Raw genomic sequence first — 16,198 nt, forward strand, 5'->3', positions numbered from 1 at the left:
GTCATCTTTCATAATATCGAAGGCTCCAAACAACATTTGGAGCCTTTTTTGTTATCTGTTAATAACATATTCATTTAAATATGAAAGCGGCAGACACATCAAAATACCCCCGGGTAGTAATTATAGGCGGCGGCTTTGGCGGCCTCGAGGTAGCTAAAGCCCTTGCCAACAAGCCGGTAGAAGTATTAATGCTGGATAAGCATAACTATCATACTTTTCAACCGCTGCTTTACCAGGTTGCGACAGGCAGCCTTGAAGCAGAATCTATAGCGTTTTCACTGCGCAAGAATTTCGATAACCAAAAAAATTTCCGGTTCAGAATGACCGAGGTAACCGGTATTAACCCGGAAAAACATATGGTTGATACCACCACGGGCGAAATTCCATACGATTACCTGGTGATAGCTACCGGGTCGACAACAAACTTTTTTGGCAACAAGGACATAGAACACAATGCCATGCCAATGAAATCCATTCCCGAGGCATTGAACCTGAGGTACCTGGTATTACAAAACCTTGAGGAAGCGGAACTGCTCAAAACTAAGGAAGAACGTGAACCTTACCTCAACTTTGTATTAGTGGGGGCTGGCCCTACCGGTGTTGAGCTGGCAGGAGCGCTTGCCGAATTGAAGAACCATATACTCAGCAAGGATTACCCTGAACTGAACAGGCATGAGATGAAAGTTTATCTTGCCGATTTTTTGCCGAAGGTGCTGGGGCCTTTTTCAGATGAAGGTTCATCTGCGGCCAAAAAGTTCCTTGAGAGAATGGGTGTCGAAGTGATGCTGAAAGCAAAGGTTGAGAGTTACGACGGCAGCGTGATCACTTTTGAAGGTGGCAAAAGCATCCGTACCAAAAACGTTATCTGGTCTGCAGGGGTAATGGGCGTTATTCCCGACGGTATTGACAAGAGCCTGATAGAAAAAGGTAACCGCATCCGGGTGGACAACGTTTGCCGGGTGGCAGGATATCCCAATATATTTGCCATTGGTGATGTGGCGGCCATGATAACGCCTGACACACCAAAAGGGCACCCTGGTGTGGCCCAGGTAGCTATTCAAATGGGTAAAAATGTTGGTAAGAACATTGTTCGCCTCATCAATAATGAGCCGACTGAGCCTTTTAAATACTTTGATAAGGGCTCATTGGCCACAATAGGGCGCAACAAAGCTATTGCCGACCTGGGTAAGTTAAAATTCCAGGGCTTTTTCGCCTGGCTGATATGGATGTTCGTGCACCTGATATCACTTTTAGGTTTCCGGAAGAAGGTGGTGGTATTCATCAACTGGGTGGGAAGCTACCTCAGTTATAACGGCGGGTCGCGTTTGATCATGCGGCGATACGTTAAGGAGGCGGTTCCGCAGGAAGCGGAAATGTTACCGCATTCGGATTAAACTTTATTTCGCTTTAATGGTCAAATTACAGCGTAACAGAACCTATATTAGCCTTTAGTAATCCGGCCATGAAAACTTTAATACTCAGCATTGCCTTAATGTTCTCCCTTACTGTTGCCTATGCCCAGGACGATGGCAACAGCGTTGTACGTACTTACCAGGTCGACCATGGCAGGAATGCTCCCATAGCCACGGTGCATGATTCGATAAGGCTTCAGATCGATAGCAACATGGCATGGTATCAAAAAACCTTTAAAACAGACAGTGATATTAAGGTGAGCAAGATTTTTTTGCGTGCCCTGCAATTTATGGCGGCGAAGAACTTCCAGCAAAACTATGGTTACGAGCCTGAGGGTAAGATGATATTTACAAGCACGCAGGACCTTAACCCAACCCAGCCGGGAAACTACGACGAACTGCAAATATATACGGTGCAGTTTGCCGTAACTATCGACATAAAAAATGCCAGGTACCGCACAACTATTCATAACGTAACGTTTTATCTGCCTTCCGAGACCGGCAACAGGAGACTGACCTTAAAAGAAATGAATCAACGAGCCGTCTTCGGGAACTCGAGATCGGTGCGTAAGGAGGCGGCGCGAATTATGGAATCATTTGAAAGGTACCTGGTGAGTCTCACCAATGAACTGTATGTTGAGGTGGAACATAAAGCTATAATTTACGACCCAAAATTCTGACATTCGTATAAATGCCATCCGAAATACAGATCACCGAATGCCCGCGCGATGCTATGCAGGGCCTTGCTCATTTTGTACCAACCGCCGTTAAGGCCACTTATATCAACCTCCTTTTACAGGTTGGTTTCGACACGATCGACTTCGGCAGCTTTGTATCGCCTAAAGCTATACCCCAAATGCGCGATACTGCGGATGTGCTGAAACAACTGGATCTCAGTAGTACCCCATCAAAACTACTGGCCATTATTGCCAATTACCGCGGTGCCGAAGATGCTTCGAAATATGAGGCGATCAGTTATATGGGATTTCCCTTTTCCATATCCGAAACGTTTCAGCGGCGAAACACCAATGCAAGCATAAATGAAGCCTTTGAAACGGTAAAAAAAATAAATGAGCTATGCCAACGCCACAACAAACATCTGCTCACTTATCTTTCCATGGGATTCGGCAATCCGTATGGTGACGAATGGAACGTTGAACTAGTATTGCATTGGGCCGAAAAACTGATCAACGATGGAATTAAATATATTTCATTAGCCGATACAATTGGCATTGCGAATCCTCAACAGATTAGTGATCTGTATGCTTTGCTTTCTGATCAATTCCCCGGCACCATGTTCGGCATACACCTGCACTCAACGCCAAACACATGGTTCGAAAAAATAGATGCTGCCTTTAAAAGTGGCTGCAAACGCTTTGATACTGCGCTTAAAGGCTATGGCGGCTGCCCGATGGCCAAAGACGACCTTACAGGTAATATTGCGACTGAGAATGTGATTGCATACCTTCAGCAACAAGGCGTTGATACCGGGCTTAATTTAGACAAGCTACAGGAAGCGATGGATTATTCGGGCAAAGTTTTTACGCATTCCTGATCATCTTATAATGCCTTATCCCGGCTTCCTCAAATTCGGGGTCGGCTTTTACAAAGCCAAAACGTTCATATAAAGTTACCGCCGCTACTTGTGCATGCAGATAAACATAATCTGCGTCCGGTGGCAGATCGGCCAACACTGCTTTTACCAGCGCCTGCCCTACTCCATCGCCACGGAAAGCTTTAAGAACGGCAAAGCGCTCCAACTTATAACCCTTATCCGTTTTGCGCCAGCGTGACGCGCCGGCGGGTACATCATCTGCAGTTGCCAGGAAATGGGTCGATTCGTCTTCGTGTTCCCACTCCAGCTCGGGCGGGCAATTTTGTTCGTCTACAAATACCTCGCGCCGTATGGCGAATACCTTTTTCAGCTCAGCCGGATCAGTTACTTTTTTTACTTGTACGTTTTTTGGCATTCATGTATGATTTTCGTGTTCTGTATTGGCCCAGCTTCATCTGGTGATTCTCTTCAGCCGCATCGATGGAATGGGTACAGGTAATATCCTCCTCCTTCTCGGCCAGGTCGGACAACTGCACATAAAACTTGTGCAATTGATCAAGCTCCTCCTCGTTCAGGTCCTCAATGTCTACCATCCGGTTGCTGGCCCCCTGGTGCGACGCCAGCAGTTCGTTAAGCTTCAAATGTATAGCTTTTGAATCTTTATTCTGCGTTTTCTGTATCAGGAAAACCATCAGGAAGGTGACGATCGTCGTACCTGTATTAATGACCAGTTGCCACGTATCTGAATATTTAAATATGGGCCCGGTGACTATCCAAACAATAATAACAACCATTGCCAGAATAAATGCGCCCGAACTACCCGTTACGCTGGTGGCCCAGTTGGCAAATTTTTCGAAAAGATTCTTTTTTTTCTTAGCCATCTCGACAAATTTTAGGATTAAATTAACAAAAAACGCCCCGGTAAATGCCGGGGCGTTTATAATACAATTAATCTGCTTTACAGTTTGCTGTTCACATCAATACAATTCAGATCTTCAAAAGCAGCCGACAGGCGCTTCACAAAGTTCTCCTCGCCCTTACGCAGCCAGACACGCGGATCGTAGAATTTTTTATTTGGAGAATCTTCTCCTTCAGGACTGCCTATCTGGCTCTGCAGGTAACCTTCTTTCGATTTGTAGTAATCTTTAATGCCTTCCCAGAACGCCCATTGCATATCAGTATCGATATTCATTTTAATGGCGCCATAGGAGATCGCTTCGCGTATCTCGGCCTGGCTCGAGCCCGACCCGCCATGGAATACAAAATTGATCGGTTTTTCGGCCGGCAGGTTAAACTTCTTTTTCACATACTCCTGTGAGTTATGCAATATTACAGGCTGTAGTTTTACGTTACCTGGCTTATATACACCATGTACGTTACCAAAAGCGGCCGCTACGGTAAAACGCGGACTTACTTTTGAAAGTTCTTCATATGAATATGCCACGTCTTCCGGCTGGGTATAAAGGCGTGAGCTGTCGACATCGCTGTTATCCACGCCGTCTTCTTCGCCACCGGTAACACCTAATTCGATCTCGAGGGTCATGCCCATTTTAGCCATACGCTCAAGGTATTTAGCCGATATCTCGATATTCTCGTGGATAGGCTCTTCAGAAAGGTCGAGCATGTGCGACGAGAATAACGGTTTTCCTGTCTCGGCAAAGAATTTTTCGCCATAATCAAGCAAACCATCTACCCAGGGCAGCAACTTTTTGGCACAGTGGTCGGTATGCATAATTACCGCTACGCCATAATGTTCTGCTAACAAATGCACGTGCTTTGCAGCAGAAACGCCGCCTAAAATACACGCCTGCAGCTTGGAGTTATCCAGCGATTTGCCGGCATAAAACTGCGCACCACCGTGCGATAACTGGATAATAACCGGCGAATTAACAGCTTTGGCTGTCTCCATTACACCGTTTATGGTGTTAGTACCTATTACATTTACCGCCGGTAACGCAAACTGGTGTTTCTTGGCTATTTCAAATAGCTCCTGCACCTGATCGCCGTGCAGTACACCTTTATAATCTTTTAAATTCATGAGCATGATTGTTTCGGGCTTCGAATTTATAAAATTTATTAGTACGAGGTGGTATTTATTTGAATATTATTAAGTAAGTCTATAAATTATATCAACATTTGTAAACAATCACCACGGGTTTAAGCTTATTATAATTCTATCACATCAATAATATTTTTCGTTTCTTTGCACTTGATTGGAGATAAAGAATGACCTGGTTTAAAAGAGAATCAAAAGGCATCATAACCACCACAGAGGAAAAGAAAGAAACCCCTGACGGTATCTGGAATAAATGCCCGAATTGCAAAAAGCCGCTTCACTATACCGAGCAGGTTGAAAATCAATATGTTTGCCACTATTGCGGATACCACATTCGTATTGGTTCAAAGGAGTATTTTTCCATCCTGTTCGATGACAATCAATTTACCGAGCTGGCCCCCAACCTTCAATCGGGTGATCCGCTGCACTTTGAAGACACCAAGAAATATACGGACCGGTTAAAGGAGACCATCAGCAAAACGGGCCTTAACGATGCTTTGCGTGCCGCAGCCGGTAAGATAGACGGGCAGGATATTGTAATTGCCTGTATGGATTTTAATTTTATTGGCGGCTCGATGGGATCGGTAGTTGGCGAAAAGATATCGCGCTCTATCGATTATTGCATCGAACACAAAGTGCCCCTGGTGGTTATATCGAAGTCGGGCGGTGCGCGTATGATGGAGGCGGCATTCTCGTTGATGCAGATGGCTAAAACATCAGCAAAACTGGCATTGTTAGCGAAAGCCAAAATACCTTATATATCGCTGCTCACCGATCCAACCACCGGCGGTGTCACAGCATCTTATGCCATGCTGGGCGATATTAATATAGCCGAGCCCGGGTCACTCATCGGCTTTGCCGGACCAAGGGTAATCAAAGAAACGATCAAAAAGGATCTGCCAAAGGGCTTTCAGACCGCCGAATTTGTACAGGAACACGGCTTTCTCGATTTTATAGTCGACCGCAGGGAAATGAAAGAAAAATTATCAACTTTTTTGAAATTAATGGCCGGTTAATTTAAAATGCCATACAAAGAAAAAGGCTTTGATGTTCGTCAAAGCCTTTTTCTTTTAAATGCGCCTGTTAAGCGCCCCTCAGGCAATTTGCATGCCCGAACTTGTGAGCTTATTCACCGAAAGGCTTTAGGCCCTATGTATCCGGTTGTTTGAATCCCGGTATTCCTTTATGTTCCCCGGCCGACGGTACCGTCGAGGGCACCGCTCCCGGTCGATTCCTTTGGGGGCAACTCAGCAAAACTACCGTCTTTGTGCAAAACTTTGGTTTTATGGTCCTTTGCGGGCCCCCTGGTTTCTATGGTAGCTTTCTTGTTACCCCGGTCGTTCCTGTTATGATTATCCTGCGTTTCGTCTGCAGCATCCAGATACTCGCTCATAATTTTATAATTTAACCAACAAAGGCCATCTCGTCAATAGCCTTTGTTGTACATCACTTAACAGAATTGTTATATGGCTTCGGTGCCGGGCTCATGACCTATCATGCGGCCGGTAGTCCTCCCCTGCGGGCGGCTCTCAAAATCAGCTTTTGAAGGGCCGACAGAAGGAAATTCCTTTTTATTTGGCGGTGTCACATCGTTTCGCTCAGTAAAAGAAGCGTCTGCGCCTTTCTCCTGAGAGGATGCCGATTCACTTTCACGCGGATATAATATTTCGTCTTTTTGACCTTTTGCAGGTTTCTTTGAAGGGCCTTGCGGGTTAGTCTTTGACCCGCTTTTTCCCGATTTATCTTTGGTAGTTATCATAGGTTCTATACGTTTTAGTGTATAAATAAGTAACCCCTATGATTGCCCTATTGTTTTCTTTTTTTCTTAGAAAGAAATTAATTATACTCAATTATGCGTAAGCCATGCATAATTCTTTTAGTTTAGATACGGTGTAATCCACTTCTTCCCTGGTGTTATACTTGGAAAACGAGAAACGCACCGAGGGTCCCGCGCCAATACCGCCAATAGCGTTCAGCACATGTGATCCGATATCCGTACCCGAACTGCATGCACTGCCGCCCGAGGCTGATATACCAGCGATATCGAGGTTAAATAACATCATATCGGCCATATCGTTGCAAGGGAACGAAACATTCAGCACGGTATAAAGGCTTTTGTCCGCATCCGTTTCACCATTGAATTTTACGCCGGGAATATTGGCCTTCAATTGGTCGATCATGTACGACTTCAGGGCCTGGATATATTGCCGGTGCTGCTCCATGTCGGCGTAGGCCATTTCAAGTGCCTTGGCCAGCCCTACGATGCCATAAACATTTTCGGTACCGCCGCGCATATTGCGCTCCTGGGCGCCGCCGTATATAAATGGTCTTATTTTTACCTTATGGTTCACATACAAAAAACCTATGCCCTTAGGACCATGCAATTTGTGTGCGGCGCAAACCATAAAATGAGTCTTCAGTTTGTTCAGGTCATGGGCAAAGTGTCCCATGGTTTGTACGGTATCTGAATGGTAGATGGCATTGTACTGTTCGCACAGGTCGCCGATACGTTCCATATCGCTTAGGGTACCTAATTCATTATTTGCGTGCATTAAGGATACAAAGCTGCGTTCGTTTTCCTTCAGCAACTTTTCAAGATGGTCGTAGTCAACAGTTCCCTTGCTGTCAACATCCACGTAACTCAGCTTAACGGTACCGGCTTTTTGCATGGCTTCCAACGTATGGATCACAGCGTGGTGCTCGATCTGGCTTGATATGGCATGCGTAATGCCATTATCAACAATGCCGCACCTAATGGCGGTATTGTCTGCCTCGGTACCTCCCGATGTAAAAAATATTTCGGACGGAGAAGCGTGCAGCAGGTTAGCAATGGTTTTACGCGAGCGTTCGATAAGTGTCCTAACCTCGCGCCCATGGCCATGTATTGACGACGGATTACCATAGTGGTTCTCCATTACCTTATACATTTCCTTTAAAACTTCAGGGTCAATAGGGGTTGTGGCAGCATTATCGAAATAGACACGCATCGTTCAGTTATTGAATTATTGAGTTAAGAATTATTGAGTTACCAATCTTTCGGACTTGCGGTCTTACCGGCTTTCCGACCAAAAGATCAATCTTTCAAATGCAAAATATCCTTAATGTCCGCTATCATTTTATTGGCGATGTTATCGGCTATAGTTTCCGAGTTTCCCTCCGAATAAATGCGGATAATAGGTTCCGTATTTGAACGACGCAAATGTACCCATTCTTTGTCAAATTCTATCTTCAAACCATCAATTGTGGTATGCGGATGATTTTTGTATTTCTCTTCAACCTTTAGTAAAAGAGCGTCAATATCCATTTCCGGTGTCAGCGTTATCTTATTTTTGGAGATAAAATAACCCGGGTAACTGCTTCTTAAACTGGAAACAGATTTGCCGTACTTAGCCAGGTGGGTCAGGAACAACGCAATACCAACCAAAGCATCACGCCCGTAATGCAATTCGGGATAAATGACGCCGCCGTTGCCTTCGCCGCCGATAACGGCATTTACTTCCTTCATCTTATTTACGACATTCACCTCACCTACCGCAGCAGCATGATACTCGCCGCCCGCTTTTTCAGTAACATCGCGCAGGGCACGTGTCGAAGAAAGATTGGATACGGTATTACCTTTTATATTTTTCAGCACATAGTCGGCTACGGCCACCAGGGTATATTCTTCGCCGAACATATTACCATCTTCACAAACAAAAGCCAGGCGGTCAACGTCCGGGTCGACAGCGATGCCTAAATGGGCTTTTTTCTTTACCACTTCCTGCGACAACGCGATCAGGTTTTCCGGCAGTGGCTCGGGATTATGGGGGAAATTACCATCGGGTTCGCAAAATAGTTTATGAACTGTTTTTACGCCCAATGCTTCCAGCAATGCCGGGATAAATATGCCACCGGTTGAGTTAACACAATCAACTACCACGCTAAAATTTGCTTTTGCAATAGCTGCAACATCAACGAGTGGCAAAGCAAGTACCTTTTCAATATGTTTTTGCAGGTAGCTGTCATCCAGGGTTACTTTCCCAAGGTCATTTACATCGGCATATTTAAAATCGCTGCTTTCGGCAATCGAAAGCACTTCCTGCCCTTCGGCATCACTGATAAATTCTCCTTTGTCATTCAATAACTTCAGCGCGTTCCATTGTTTTGGGTTATGGCTGGCGGTTAGGATGATACCGCCCGCAGCCTGCTCATCAGGAACGGCAACTTCCACGGTTGGCGTAGTCGAAAGTCCGATATCGACCACATCTATGCCCAGTCCTTGCAGCGTGCCAACCACGAGGCTATTGACCATGCTGCCAGAGATGCGCGCATCCCGCCCCACAACCACTTTTTTCTTACCTGTTTTTTTAATGGCCCATGAGCCGTATGCGGAGGTGAATTTTACTATATCCAGCGGTGTTAGCCCGTCTCCTGCTGCGCCACCTATGGTGCCGCGTATACCAGAAATTGATTTTATTAATGTCAAAGCGTAAATGTATTGGTGTGCAAAATTAAAAATATTTGGACGACAGCCGCACAAAATCGGTACGATAAGGGCTTATTTTACTGGCTGTATTGCGGGGCAACTAAATAACATCACCGCCTATAAATAGTTTTTAAGTCATAACACACCTATACCTATAAGTCGTATCTGATAATTAACTATTTTTGGCCGATACGATATGATTGAACACCTGGTACAATTCGACCGGCACCTATTCCACTTCATTAATCATGATCTTGGCAACCCGTTTTTTGATTGGCTGATGCCAATCTTGCGTAACGCGCGCACCTGGATACCACTATATATCATCGTTACCGGGCTTTGCCTTTGGAAATATAAAAAGCAGGGAGCTATCATCATCGTGCTGATGGCTTTGAGCGCAGGCCTAGCCGATTTTACAAGCGCCAGCATTTTTAAAAAAGAAGTTCACCGGCTGCGCCCATGCAATGACCCCGAAATAGCGCCCACCGTTGTTTTGAGGGTAAATGGCTGCGGAACGGGCTTCAGTTTTCCGTCAACCCACGCTACCGATCATTTTGCCATGGCTATTTTCATAGCGTTTGTGCTTTACAAAAGATGGCGCTGGATATGGCTGTGGGCGGTATTGTGGGCAGGATCTATCTGTTTCGCGCAGGTTTACGTAGGTGTACACTTCCCCATTGATGTTACCGTTGGGACGCTTTATGGATTTTTGGTCGGTTGGCTGATGTCCTTATTATTTAAAAAAATACAACCTGCATTCTGATGGATACCTGGAAAATTATTGTGCTGTTCCTGGGCGCCTTTACCGGCGGGATGTCAGTATTTTTCTTTAAAGGCGATAACCATAAAACACTGAAGCTTGTGCTGTCATTCAGCGGGGCGTTCCTTTTCGGCATAACCGTTTTGCACCTGATACCAGACGCATATCACGGAAACGACAATTATGTCGGGGTATTTATCCTGATCGGCTTTTTATTCCAGATCTTTCTGGAGCAGCTTTCTGAAGGTATCGAGCATGGTCATATCCACAAGCCGGGACCCGAACATTTTGCTTTTCCGCTTGGCATTCTTGTCAGTCTTTGCATCCACGCATTCCTGGAAGGTATGCCGCTGGCCGAAGGCAATCAAAATCAATTGGTATATGGCATTGCCCTGCACCACGTACCGGCCGCATTTGCTTTGGGCACCGTTTTGCTGGCTAATAAGCAGGGTAAAAACAAGACGATATTCTTTATTGTGCTGTTTGCAATAATGGCGCCCGCGGGATATTTTTTCAGTAACGAACTGAGCGCCGGCGGCATAGGCAACCTTCAAAAATATTACGGCCGCATTATGGGCGTAGTCATCGGTATTTTCCTGCATATATCCACCACTATCCTGTTCGAATCAAGCTCGGACCACAAATTCACCGTACGTAAAATGATAGCTGTGCTGCTTGGGATGGGTATTGCGCTCGGTGCTTTTTTTGCAGAACTTTGACCTGAGCTTAAAGCAAAAAGACCAAAGCAGAAAGAATTAGTGCGACGAGTCAAGGCTTTCAGCTTTATGCTTTGACTTTTTAGCTATCCGCGCAACTTATCCAGCAACTCGCTCAACTTCCCCGCTTCCTCTTCGGTCAGGTTATTTTTCAGGAATTCTTTGGTTTTAAATTCGGAGTCCATTTTGGCAAGCGTTTCCAGGCCGGCATCGCTTATGCGGATATCCACCGCGCGGCGATCCTTGTTATTAGTACAGCGCGATACCAAACCCTTCTGCACAAGCCGGTCGACGATGCGCGAAGCATCGGACATCTTATCCAGCATGCGTTCTTTTATAAGGTTCACGGTTGCCGGTTTCGGGTACTGACCACGCAAAATGCGGAGCACGTTAAATTGCTGGCTCGTCAACTTATGTTTCTCAAAATGACAGCGCCAAACATTATTCAGCCAGCCGTAGGTGTAGTTGATATTGATTACGGCCTTATGATAATTATCCTCGAAATTCGTGCTTTGTATTTCCTCGTCGATACGCATGATACCTGCCTCATTTTTTGCAAATGCAAAGATGCTGAATTATTTTTTAACTTGTTCGGTTTGTTTGGTCTTGCCGAAATCCCAGGGGCAATGCAGGCATTTGTTTTTGCAGCAATAGCCGCGTTTGAGGTGATATTCCCTCGTAAAAACAAATAAACCATCCTCGTTGATGTAGTAATCGATACCTTCTGTCAGCATTCAGTTCAATATTTTTACAAAAATACGATTGCCAAAATGTTTTCTTAAATAATTCCCGTCGCCATGCAGCGTCCATACCTGCTTCGGTTCCGTTTTTTCAACTGTTTGTAATATATCGTTCCAGTCTGCATGATCGGAAATAAACAAGGTATCATTCTGATTAACCTGTAAATTTTTCCAGCCGGAAGCGAACAGCCGCTTAACCCCTACTGCCCTGTAGTAACTTTCAAAAGTAAACGGCGGAACGATATAAACATACTCCTTCTGCTCCTTCATCAACTTGCGGCTATACAATTGATACTTTCCGATATCGATCCCCATCTTTTGATAAACCGCATTTAACGGCATGATACTGTGGTGTATCATGATGGTTTTTTGAGGAGCATAATGTGTTATCAGGTTGATAAGGCGCTGGCTTTTTCCCAAACCATAAGCGCCCAACAGGATATTGATCTTAACATCATTCAACTTTTTGATCTCTTCCACCGGGTCGGGATGCAAAACAGCGGGGTTTGCAAATGTACTTTCCGTTATCAGCACGTCCGTTTTTACCCATTCCAAAGGCTCGCAGGTGGCGTCGGCCTGCAATTTATAGTCGCCGGTGTACAGGTACCTCACACCCTCATATTCCATCAGTATTTGCGCCGAACCCAGTATATGCCCGGCGGGGATAAAAGTGATCTGCACCCCTCCTGCCATAAACGGTTTACCATACCCGGCCAGGTTGAAAAACTTAGCGGCATTTTTTCCATACCGTTGTTTCATGAATAGCGAAGTGGCTTCCGTACAATAAACCTCATTGTTGCCCGGTATGGCATGGTCGGCATGTGCGTGCGATATTACCGCGGTTTGTACGGGCTTAACCGGGTCGACATAAAAGTTGCCGTATTTGCAATAAAGGCCATTGCTGTCGAAATATAGGAAGTCTTCAAGTATCATTAGTTCACTGGTTCATTAGTTCATTTGTGAACAGTCCATCATGAAATTCAGGTTCATTTTCTTAAAGATTATTACCAATGAACTAGTGAGCTGATAAACCAATGAACTTCTCGTGCAATGCCAAAACCTGCGGGATAACCAATTCCGTATCATCATTTTTAATGACGAAATCGGCCAGTTCAATTTTCTTTTCTTCGGTAAACTGCCTGGCCTCGCGGCTTAATACTTCTTCCCGGGAAAACCCATCGCGCCGCATTACACGTTTTATGCGCAATTCGAGTGGCGCAGTCACCATAATTGTTCGGTCACACATTTTATAGGAGTCGCTTTCAAAAAGCAAAGCTGCTTCTTTCATTATATACGGCGCATTTTTTACCTGTGCGGCCCACTCGTCAAAAGCCCTGAAAACGGCAGGGTGCACCAGCGAGTTAAGTTTGGCCAATTGTCCCTCATCGTTAAACACAATTGAGGCTATATATCTGCGGTTGAGCATACCGTTATCAAAATAACTTTCCTGGCCAAAAGCTGCTTTTATTCCGTCCATCAATATGGCATCCTTCACCATAACACTTTTTGCAGCGTCGTCGGCATAAAAAACGGGAATACCCAATATCTCAAATACCCTGCTTACAGTGGTTTTCCCGCTGCCAATATTACCGGTGATACCTATTTTAAGCATTACTTGCGAATGATAAAGTCAACATTTTGCGGTTCTATCTTCACTATCTTGCAATAAGGCGGGTAGCGCGTCAGTTTTACGGGCAAAGTGCTGTAGCCGCTGTTGTGCCACAGGTCAAGGTCGGCAGCAGCTTCAAAAAAGTCCTCGTCCATTTCAGGATATTTTCTCAGTGAAGTTGTAAAGGTAATTTTAACTTTTTGCGGGAATATCTTTACGTGGTAAAAATTGTGATTGTTTACCAATTTAACAGGTATCTGCACTGTTTTTTCGGTAAACTCGTCGACGGGTATTCTTACCCTTACCGACTTGGGATAGATGCTCAGGTTACCCTGTTTGACGGGTTCTAAAGCAAGATTGGCCCTTATGGTCTCGTTGACACTATCAAGTACCAGCGAATCCGTGTTCCAGGATTTGATATTGTCTATCACGTTATCCGGACCGCTTACCGTGACGTAAGAGGGTTCGACCGTAATATTGTTCGATTGCGCAAACTGCCGCTGGTAATGTATACCGGTTATTAAGTTGACCGGCACCCGTTTTACTGTCCTGCCCGAAAAATCGAAATAAAGCGTATCCGGGCTAAAAGAAACTATAGGCTGATCGAAGTCTGTTTTATTATTTATTTGCTTCAGCTGCGAGCTCAATACCACATAATCCTTGCTTTCGAGCGACTTCAGGTCAACTTCGATATTCTTGTTGGCATATTCCATTTTCTGGAACAATATTTCCCAGCCCGTACCTTTTAACGTCGCCTTGATCGTATCGGCCTGTAACGGATGAAATGCGCGTTTTTGAGGTGAATTTTTGTAGACAAGCACCTCGTTAACAGTAAAACTATAAGTATCGGAGAGAGTATAGAACACCCAAACCAGCATGGCAAGCACCACGCAGGTGAAAAATGCCGACAAGCGTCTTCTCTCTGATGCTGATAGTTTTATTAAAGCCATCTATTAAAATGCTTAAAGCTGAAAGCAAAAAGCCCAAAGCTGAAAATTGAAATTTAGCTAATTTTCATACTTATAACTTCCTGCTTCCAGCTTTTATTTCAGCCTTCTGCTTTTTAGCGCTTTACCTTATCAGGCTTTGGCTTTTTCTGTCTTCGTATCGGTTTTGGGAGCAGGTGGGGGCGTATTCAGCGCCTTAGATGCTTCAAGCGATATAGCTGATTTGTCGAAGCGAATTTTGCCGCCGCCTTCTGTCTCTACCAGGAACGTTGCTTCGGCAACGTCGGCAATACGGCCGTGAATACCGGCGGTAGTAACTACTTTATCGCCTTTCTTAAGCTCCTGCACATATTTTTTCTGATCTTTTTGTTTTTTGATCTGTGGACGTATCATAAAGAAGTAGAATACCACGATGATCAAAACCAGGGTGATCAGCTGCCCGCTGGCAAAACCACCGGTTGCACCGGCTGCCTGCAATAGAATTGTTGTTGTCATTTTTATTGATTACTTAAGGGTCACCTCACCTATCAGGTGCACAATGTTCTGCGCCGGAGTGGTGTTGGCGGTTACTAAAATTTGTTTATCCTGCAAGCCCACTTTCCCGGCGCTGTTGAAAGTGACTTTTATTTTTGAGCTCTCACCTGGTTTTATCGGCTCTTTCGGCCACTCAGGTATGGTACATCCGCACGATGCTTTGGCATCCGTAATGATAAGCGGCGATTTGCCGGTATTGGTAAACTTATATTCGTAGGTCACCTTTTCGCCGTCTTTTATCTTACCGAAATCGTGCGTTTCTTTTTCAAATTTCATTACCGGTTTATCGCCGGGCGCTGTCGCGCTGGTATCATTCGATGCTGTGCTGCCCGATTGATTATTGCAGGCAACCATTAGCATGCCTGCGGCCATAAGTGCTAAAAACAGTTTTTTCATTGTATTTAGAAAATTTTTAAAATTCGACCGAATCTGTAAATCATTCGTCTATCAGGCCCCGTCCCACTTTCCTGATGGTGTTGTCGGCCTTCAATTCGTATAAAATCTTGTCTAAGATACCGTTTATAAATGAATTACTCTTGGGCGTGCTAAACTCCTTCGAAATCTCGAGGTATTCATTAATTGTAACCTTAACCGGGATTGATGTAAAATTAACGAATTCGGTAATAGCCATCTTCATTAAAAGGGTATCCATCATTGCAATGCGATCGGGTTCCCAGTTCTGCGTTTTTTTACTGATCATATCCTGGTACTGGGCATCATACCTTATCGCCTGCCGGAAGAGTTCAATAATAAAGTCCCGGTCCTCGTCCCAGTTGCCTGTTACTTCGGCCAGTTTATTCTGAGCCGGGTTATCGTACGAGAAGTTTTTGAACGTTTTGGCTATCAATGCCTGCAATACATCTTTATCCACCGGCCAGAAGATAAATTTATCTTCAAAAACCTGCTCGGCAAGCAACGATTTCAGGATCACCTTTTTAAAGATGAACTTGATCATGTCCTTATCACTATGCAGTGTATCGTCTGTCTTTTTCAGATAGTCGCTATATTCCGTTGAGTTTTTGAGAATGGTGAAAAGCGATTTTGCCAGTTCGGGATCGAAACTCCAGGATATCTTATATTTTTTTACCGACGCCAGGTATTCATCATTTTTATTCAGCGATGTGATGAACCTGTTTTCAAGCAATTTGAGTTTTGGCGCCAGGTCGTCGGCCGTCGGCAGGTGCTTGTGTTTTCTTTCTTCCGCGTCGGTCTGGACATAACTTACAACCTCGGATATTAACGAAAGCATCCAGATGTACATTTCGTGTACTTTCTCGACGCTTTGCAGCAGGTTTTTTTCGTGCTGCTTAATGTCCTTGTTGTCCGACTGATGATAGGCGTAAAGCGCCTGTAAAACTTTTACCCGTAGATGTCTTCTGTTTAGCATGGTAATAAAGAACGGTT

At 44.8% G+C, this 16,198-nt stretch carries 21 protein-coding genes; 6 read left to right on the forward strand and 15 right to left on the reverse strand.

The features are described from left to right. Window positions 1–80: 80 nt before the first annotated feature. The 3 genes from FRZ54_RS20620 (at window position 81) to FRZ54_RS20630 (ending at window position 2,967) form a co-directional block, all read left to right on the forward strand. Window positions 81–1,394: an NAD(P)/FAD-dependent oxidoreductase gene (locus FRZ54_RS20620; RefSeq protein ID WP_147033699.1), complete on the forward strand. Its 1,314-nt coding sequence runs from the start codon at window positions 81–83 to the stop codon at window positions 1,392–1,394. 68 nt (window positions 1,395–1,462) lie between these two features. After that, window positions 1,463–2,092: a hypothetical protein gene (locus tag FRZ54_RS20625; RefSeq protein ID WP_147033700.1), complete on the forward strand. Its 630-nt coding sequence runs from the start codon at window positions 1,463–1,465 to the stop codon at window positions 2,090–2,092. Between the two features lie 11 nt (window positions 2,093–2,103). Further along, window positions 2,104–2,967, forward strand: coding sequence for a hydroxymethylglutaryl-CoA lyase (locus FRZ54_RS20630; RefSeq protein ID WP_147033701.1), 864 nt, complete (start codon window positions 2,104–2,106; stop codon window positions 2,965–2,967). Here the strand turns inward: FRZ54_RS20630 and FRZ54_RS20635 are convergent. The 3 genes from FRZ54_RS20635 to fbaA all read right to left on the reverse strand — a co-directional run bounded on the left by FRZ54_RS20635 (window position 2,954) and on the right by fbaA (window position 5,005). After that, window positions 2,954–3,382, reverse strand: coding sequence for a GNAT family N-acetyltransferase (locus FRZ54_RS20635; RefSeq protein WP_147033702.1), 429 nt, complete (start codon window positions 3,380–3,382; stop codon window positions 2,954–2,956). The genes FRZ54_RS20630 and FRZ54_RS20635 overlap by 14 nt on opposite strands. Then, window positions 3,348–3,848, reverse strand: coding sequence for a low affinity iron permease family protein (locus tag FRZ54_RS20640; protein WP_147033703.1), 501 nt, complete (start codon window positions 3,846–3,848; stop codon window positions 3,348–3,350). The genes FRZ54_RS20635 and FRZ54_RS20640 overlap by 35 nt, the downstream gene beginning before the upstream one ends. A 77-nt stretch (window positions 3,849–3,925) precedes the next feature. After that, window positions 3,926–5,005, reverse strand: coding sequence for a class II fructose-bisphosphate aldolase (fbaA, locus tag FRZ54_RS20645; protein WP_147033704.1), 1,080 nt, complete (start codon window positions 5,003–5,005; stop codon window positions 3,926–3,928). Between the two features lie 188 nt (window positions 5,006–5,193). Here fbaA and accD point away from each other — a divergent pair, with 188 nt between their 5' ends. After that, window positions 5,194–6,039 carry an acetyl-CoA carboxylase, carboxyltransferase subunit beta gene (gene accD, locus FRZ54_RS20650; protein WP_147033705.1) on the forward strand — a complete coding sequence of 282 codons (846 nt, stop codon included), beginning with the start codon at window positions 5,194–5,196 and terminating at the stop codon, window positions 6,037–6,039. 167 nt (window positions 6,040–6,206) lie between these two features. On the opposite strand, the gene FRZ54_RS20655 is transcribed toward accD, so the two are convergent. From FRZ54_RS20655 to glmM, 4 genes are all read right to left on the reverse strand, one after another. Next, window positions 6,207–6,416 carry a hypothetical protein gene (locus FRZ54_RS20655; RefSeq protein WP_147033706.1) on the reverse strand — a complete coding sequence of 70 codons (210 nt, stop codon included), beginning with the start codon at window positions 6,414–6,416 and terminating at the stop codon, window positions 6,207–6,209. A gap of 69 nt (window positions 6,417–6,485) precedes the next feature. Continuing rightward, complete coding sequence (locus FRZ54_RS20660) at window positions 6,486–6,782, reverse strand: hypothetical protein (RefSeq protein ID WP_147033707.1); 297 nt, start codon at window positions 6,780–6,782, stop codon at window positions 6,486–6,488. A 91-nt stretch (window positions 6,783–6,873) separates the two neighbouring features. Then, on the reverse strand, window positions 6,874–8,010 hold the full coding sequence (locus tag FRZ54_RS20665; protein ID WP_147033708.1) for a cysteine desulfurase family protein: 1,137 nt from the start codon (window positions 8,008–8,010) through the stop codon (window positions 6,874–6,876). Between the two features lie 86 nt (window positions 8,011–8,096). Continuing rightward, window positions 8,097–9,488 (reverse strand): phosphoglucosamine mutase, encoded by a 1,392-nt coding sequence (gene glmM / locus FRZ54_RS20670; RefSeq protein WP_147033709.1) that lies wholly within the window; start codon window positions 9,486–9,488, stop codon window positions 8,097–8,099. Between the two features lie 196 nt (window positions 9,489–9,684). On the opposite strand from glmM, the gene FRZ54_RS20675 reads away from it, so the two are divergent. Both FRZ54_RS20675 and FRZ54_RS20680 read left to right on the forward strand, forming a co-directional pair. Then, window positions 9,685–10,251: a phosphatase PAP2 family protein gene (locus tag FRZ54_RS20675; protein ID WP_147033710.1), complete on the forward strand. Its 567-nt coding sequence runs from the start codon at window positions 9,685–9,687 to the stop codon at window positions 10,249–10,251. Next, window positions 10,251–10,967 (forward strand): ZIP family metal transporter, encoded by a 717-nt coding sequence (locus tag FRZ54_RS20680; RefSeq protein ID WP_147033711.1) that lies wholly within the window; start codon window positions 10,251–10,253, stop codon window positions 10,965–10,967. The genes FRZ54_RS20675 and FRZ54_RS20680 overlap by 1 nt, the downstream gene beginning before the upstream one ends. 83 nt (window positions 10,968–11,050) lie before the next feature. On the opposite strand, the gene FRZ54_RS20685 is transcribed toward FRZ54_RS20680, so the two are convergent. The 8 genes from FRZ54_RS20685 to nusB form a co-directional block, all read right to left on the reverse strand. After that, complete coding sequence (locus FRZ54_RS20685) at window positions 11,051–11,500, reverse strand: MarR family winged helix-turn-helix transcriptional regulator (protein ID WP_147033712.1); 450 nt, start codon at window positions 11,498–11,500, stop codon at window positions 11,051–11,053. A gap of 39 nt (window positions 11,501–11,539) precedes the next feature. Beyond that, on the reverse strand, window positions 11,540–11,698 hold the full coding sequence (locus tag FRZ54_RS24560; protein ID WP_187359686.1) for a DUF5522 domain-containing protein: 159 nt from the start codon (window positions 11,696–11,698) through the stop codon (window positions 11,540–11,542). Beyond that, window positions 11,699–12,637 carry an exonuclease gene (locus tag FRZ54_RS20690; RefSeq protein ID WP_147033713.1) on the reverse strand — a complete coding sequence of 313 codons (939 nt, stop codon included), beginning with the start codon at window positions 12,635–12,637 and terminating at the stop codon, window positions 11,699–11,701. 82 nt (window positions 12,638–12,719) lie between these two features. Beyond that, entirely contained in the window at window positions 12,720–13,316 is a 597-nt protein-coding gene (gene coaE / locus FRZ54_RS20695) for a dephospho-CoA kinase (RefSeq protein WP_147033714.1), read from the reverse strand. Next, window positions 13,316–14,263 carry a CdaR family protein gene (locus FRZ54_RS20700; RefSeq protein WP_147033715.1) on the reverse strand — a complete coding sequence of 316 codons (948 nt, stop codon included), beginning with the start codon at window positions 14,261–14,263 and terminating at the stop codon, window positions 13,316–13,318. Before FRZ54_RS20700 ends, coaE begins: the two co-directional genes overlap by 1 nt. A 129-nt stretch (window positions 14,264–14,392) precedes the next feature. Further along, window positions 14,393–14,755: a preprotein translocase subunit YajC gene (yajC, locus tag FRZ54_RS20705; protein WP_147033716.1), complete on the reverse strand. Its 363-nt coding sequence runs from the start codon at window positions 14,753–14,755 to the stop codon at window positions 14,393–14,395. A 9-nt stretch (window positions 14,756–14,764) separates the two neighbouring features. Further along, window positions 14,765–15,190: a DUF1573 domain-containing protein gene (locus FRZ54_RS20710; protein ID WP_147033717.1), complete on the reverse strand. Its 426-nt coding sequence runs from the start codon at window positions 15,188–15,190 to the stop codon at window positions 14,765–14,767. A gap of 40 nt (window positions 15,191–15,230) precedes the next feature. Continuing rightward, complete coding sequence (nusB, locus tag FRZ54_RS20715; protein WP_147033718.1) at window positions 15,231–16,181, reverse strand: transcription antitermination factor NusB; 951 nt, start codon at window positions 16,179–16,181, stop codon at window positions 15,231–15,233. Between the last annotated feature and the right edge of the window lie 17 nt (window positions 16,182–16,198).

The organism is Mucilaginibacter ginsenosidivorans, from assembly GCF_007971025.1.
Classification (GTDB): Bacteria; Bacteroidota; Bacteroidia; order Sphingobacteriales; family Sphingobacteriaceae; genus Mucilaginibacter; species Mucilaginibacter ginsenosidivorans.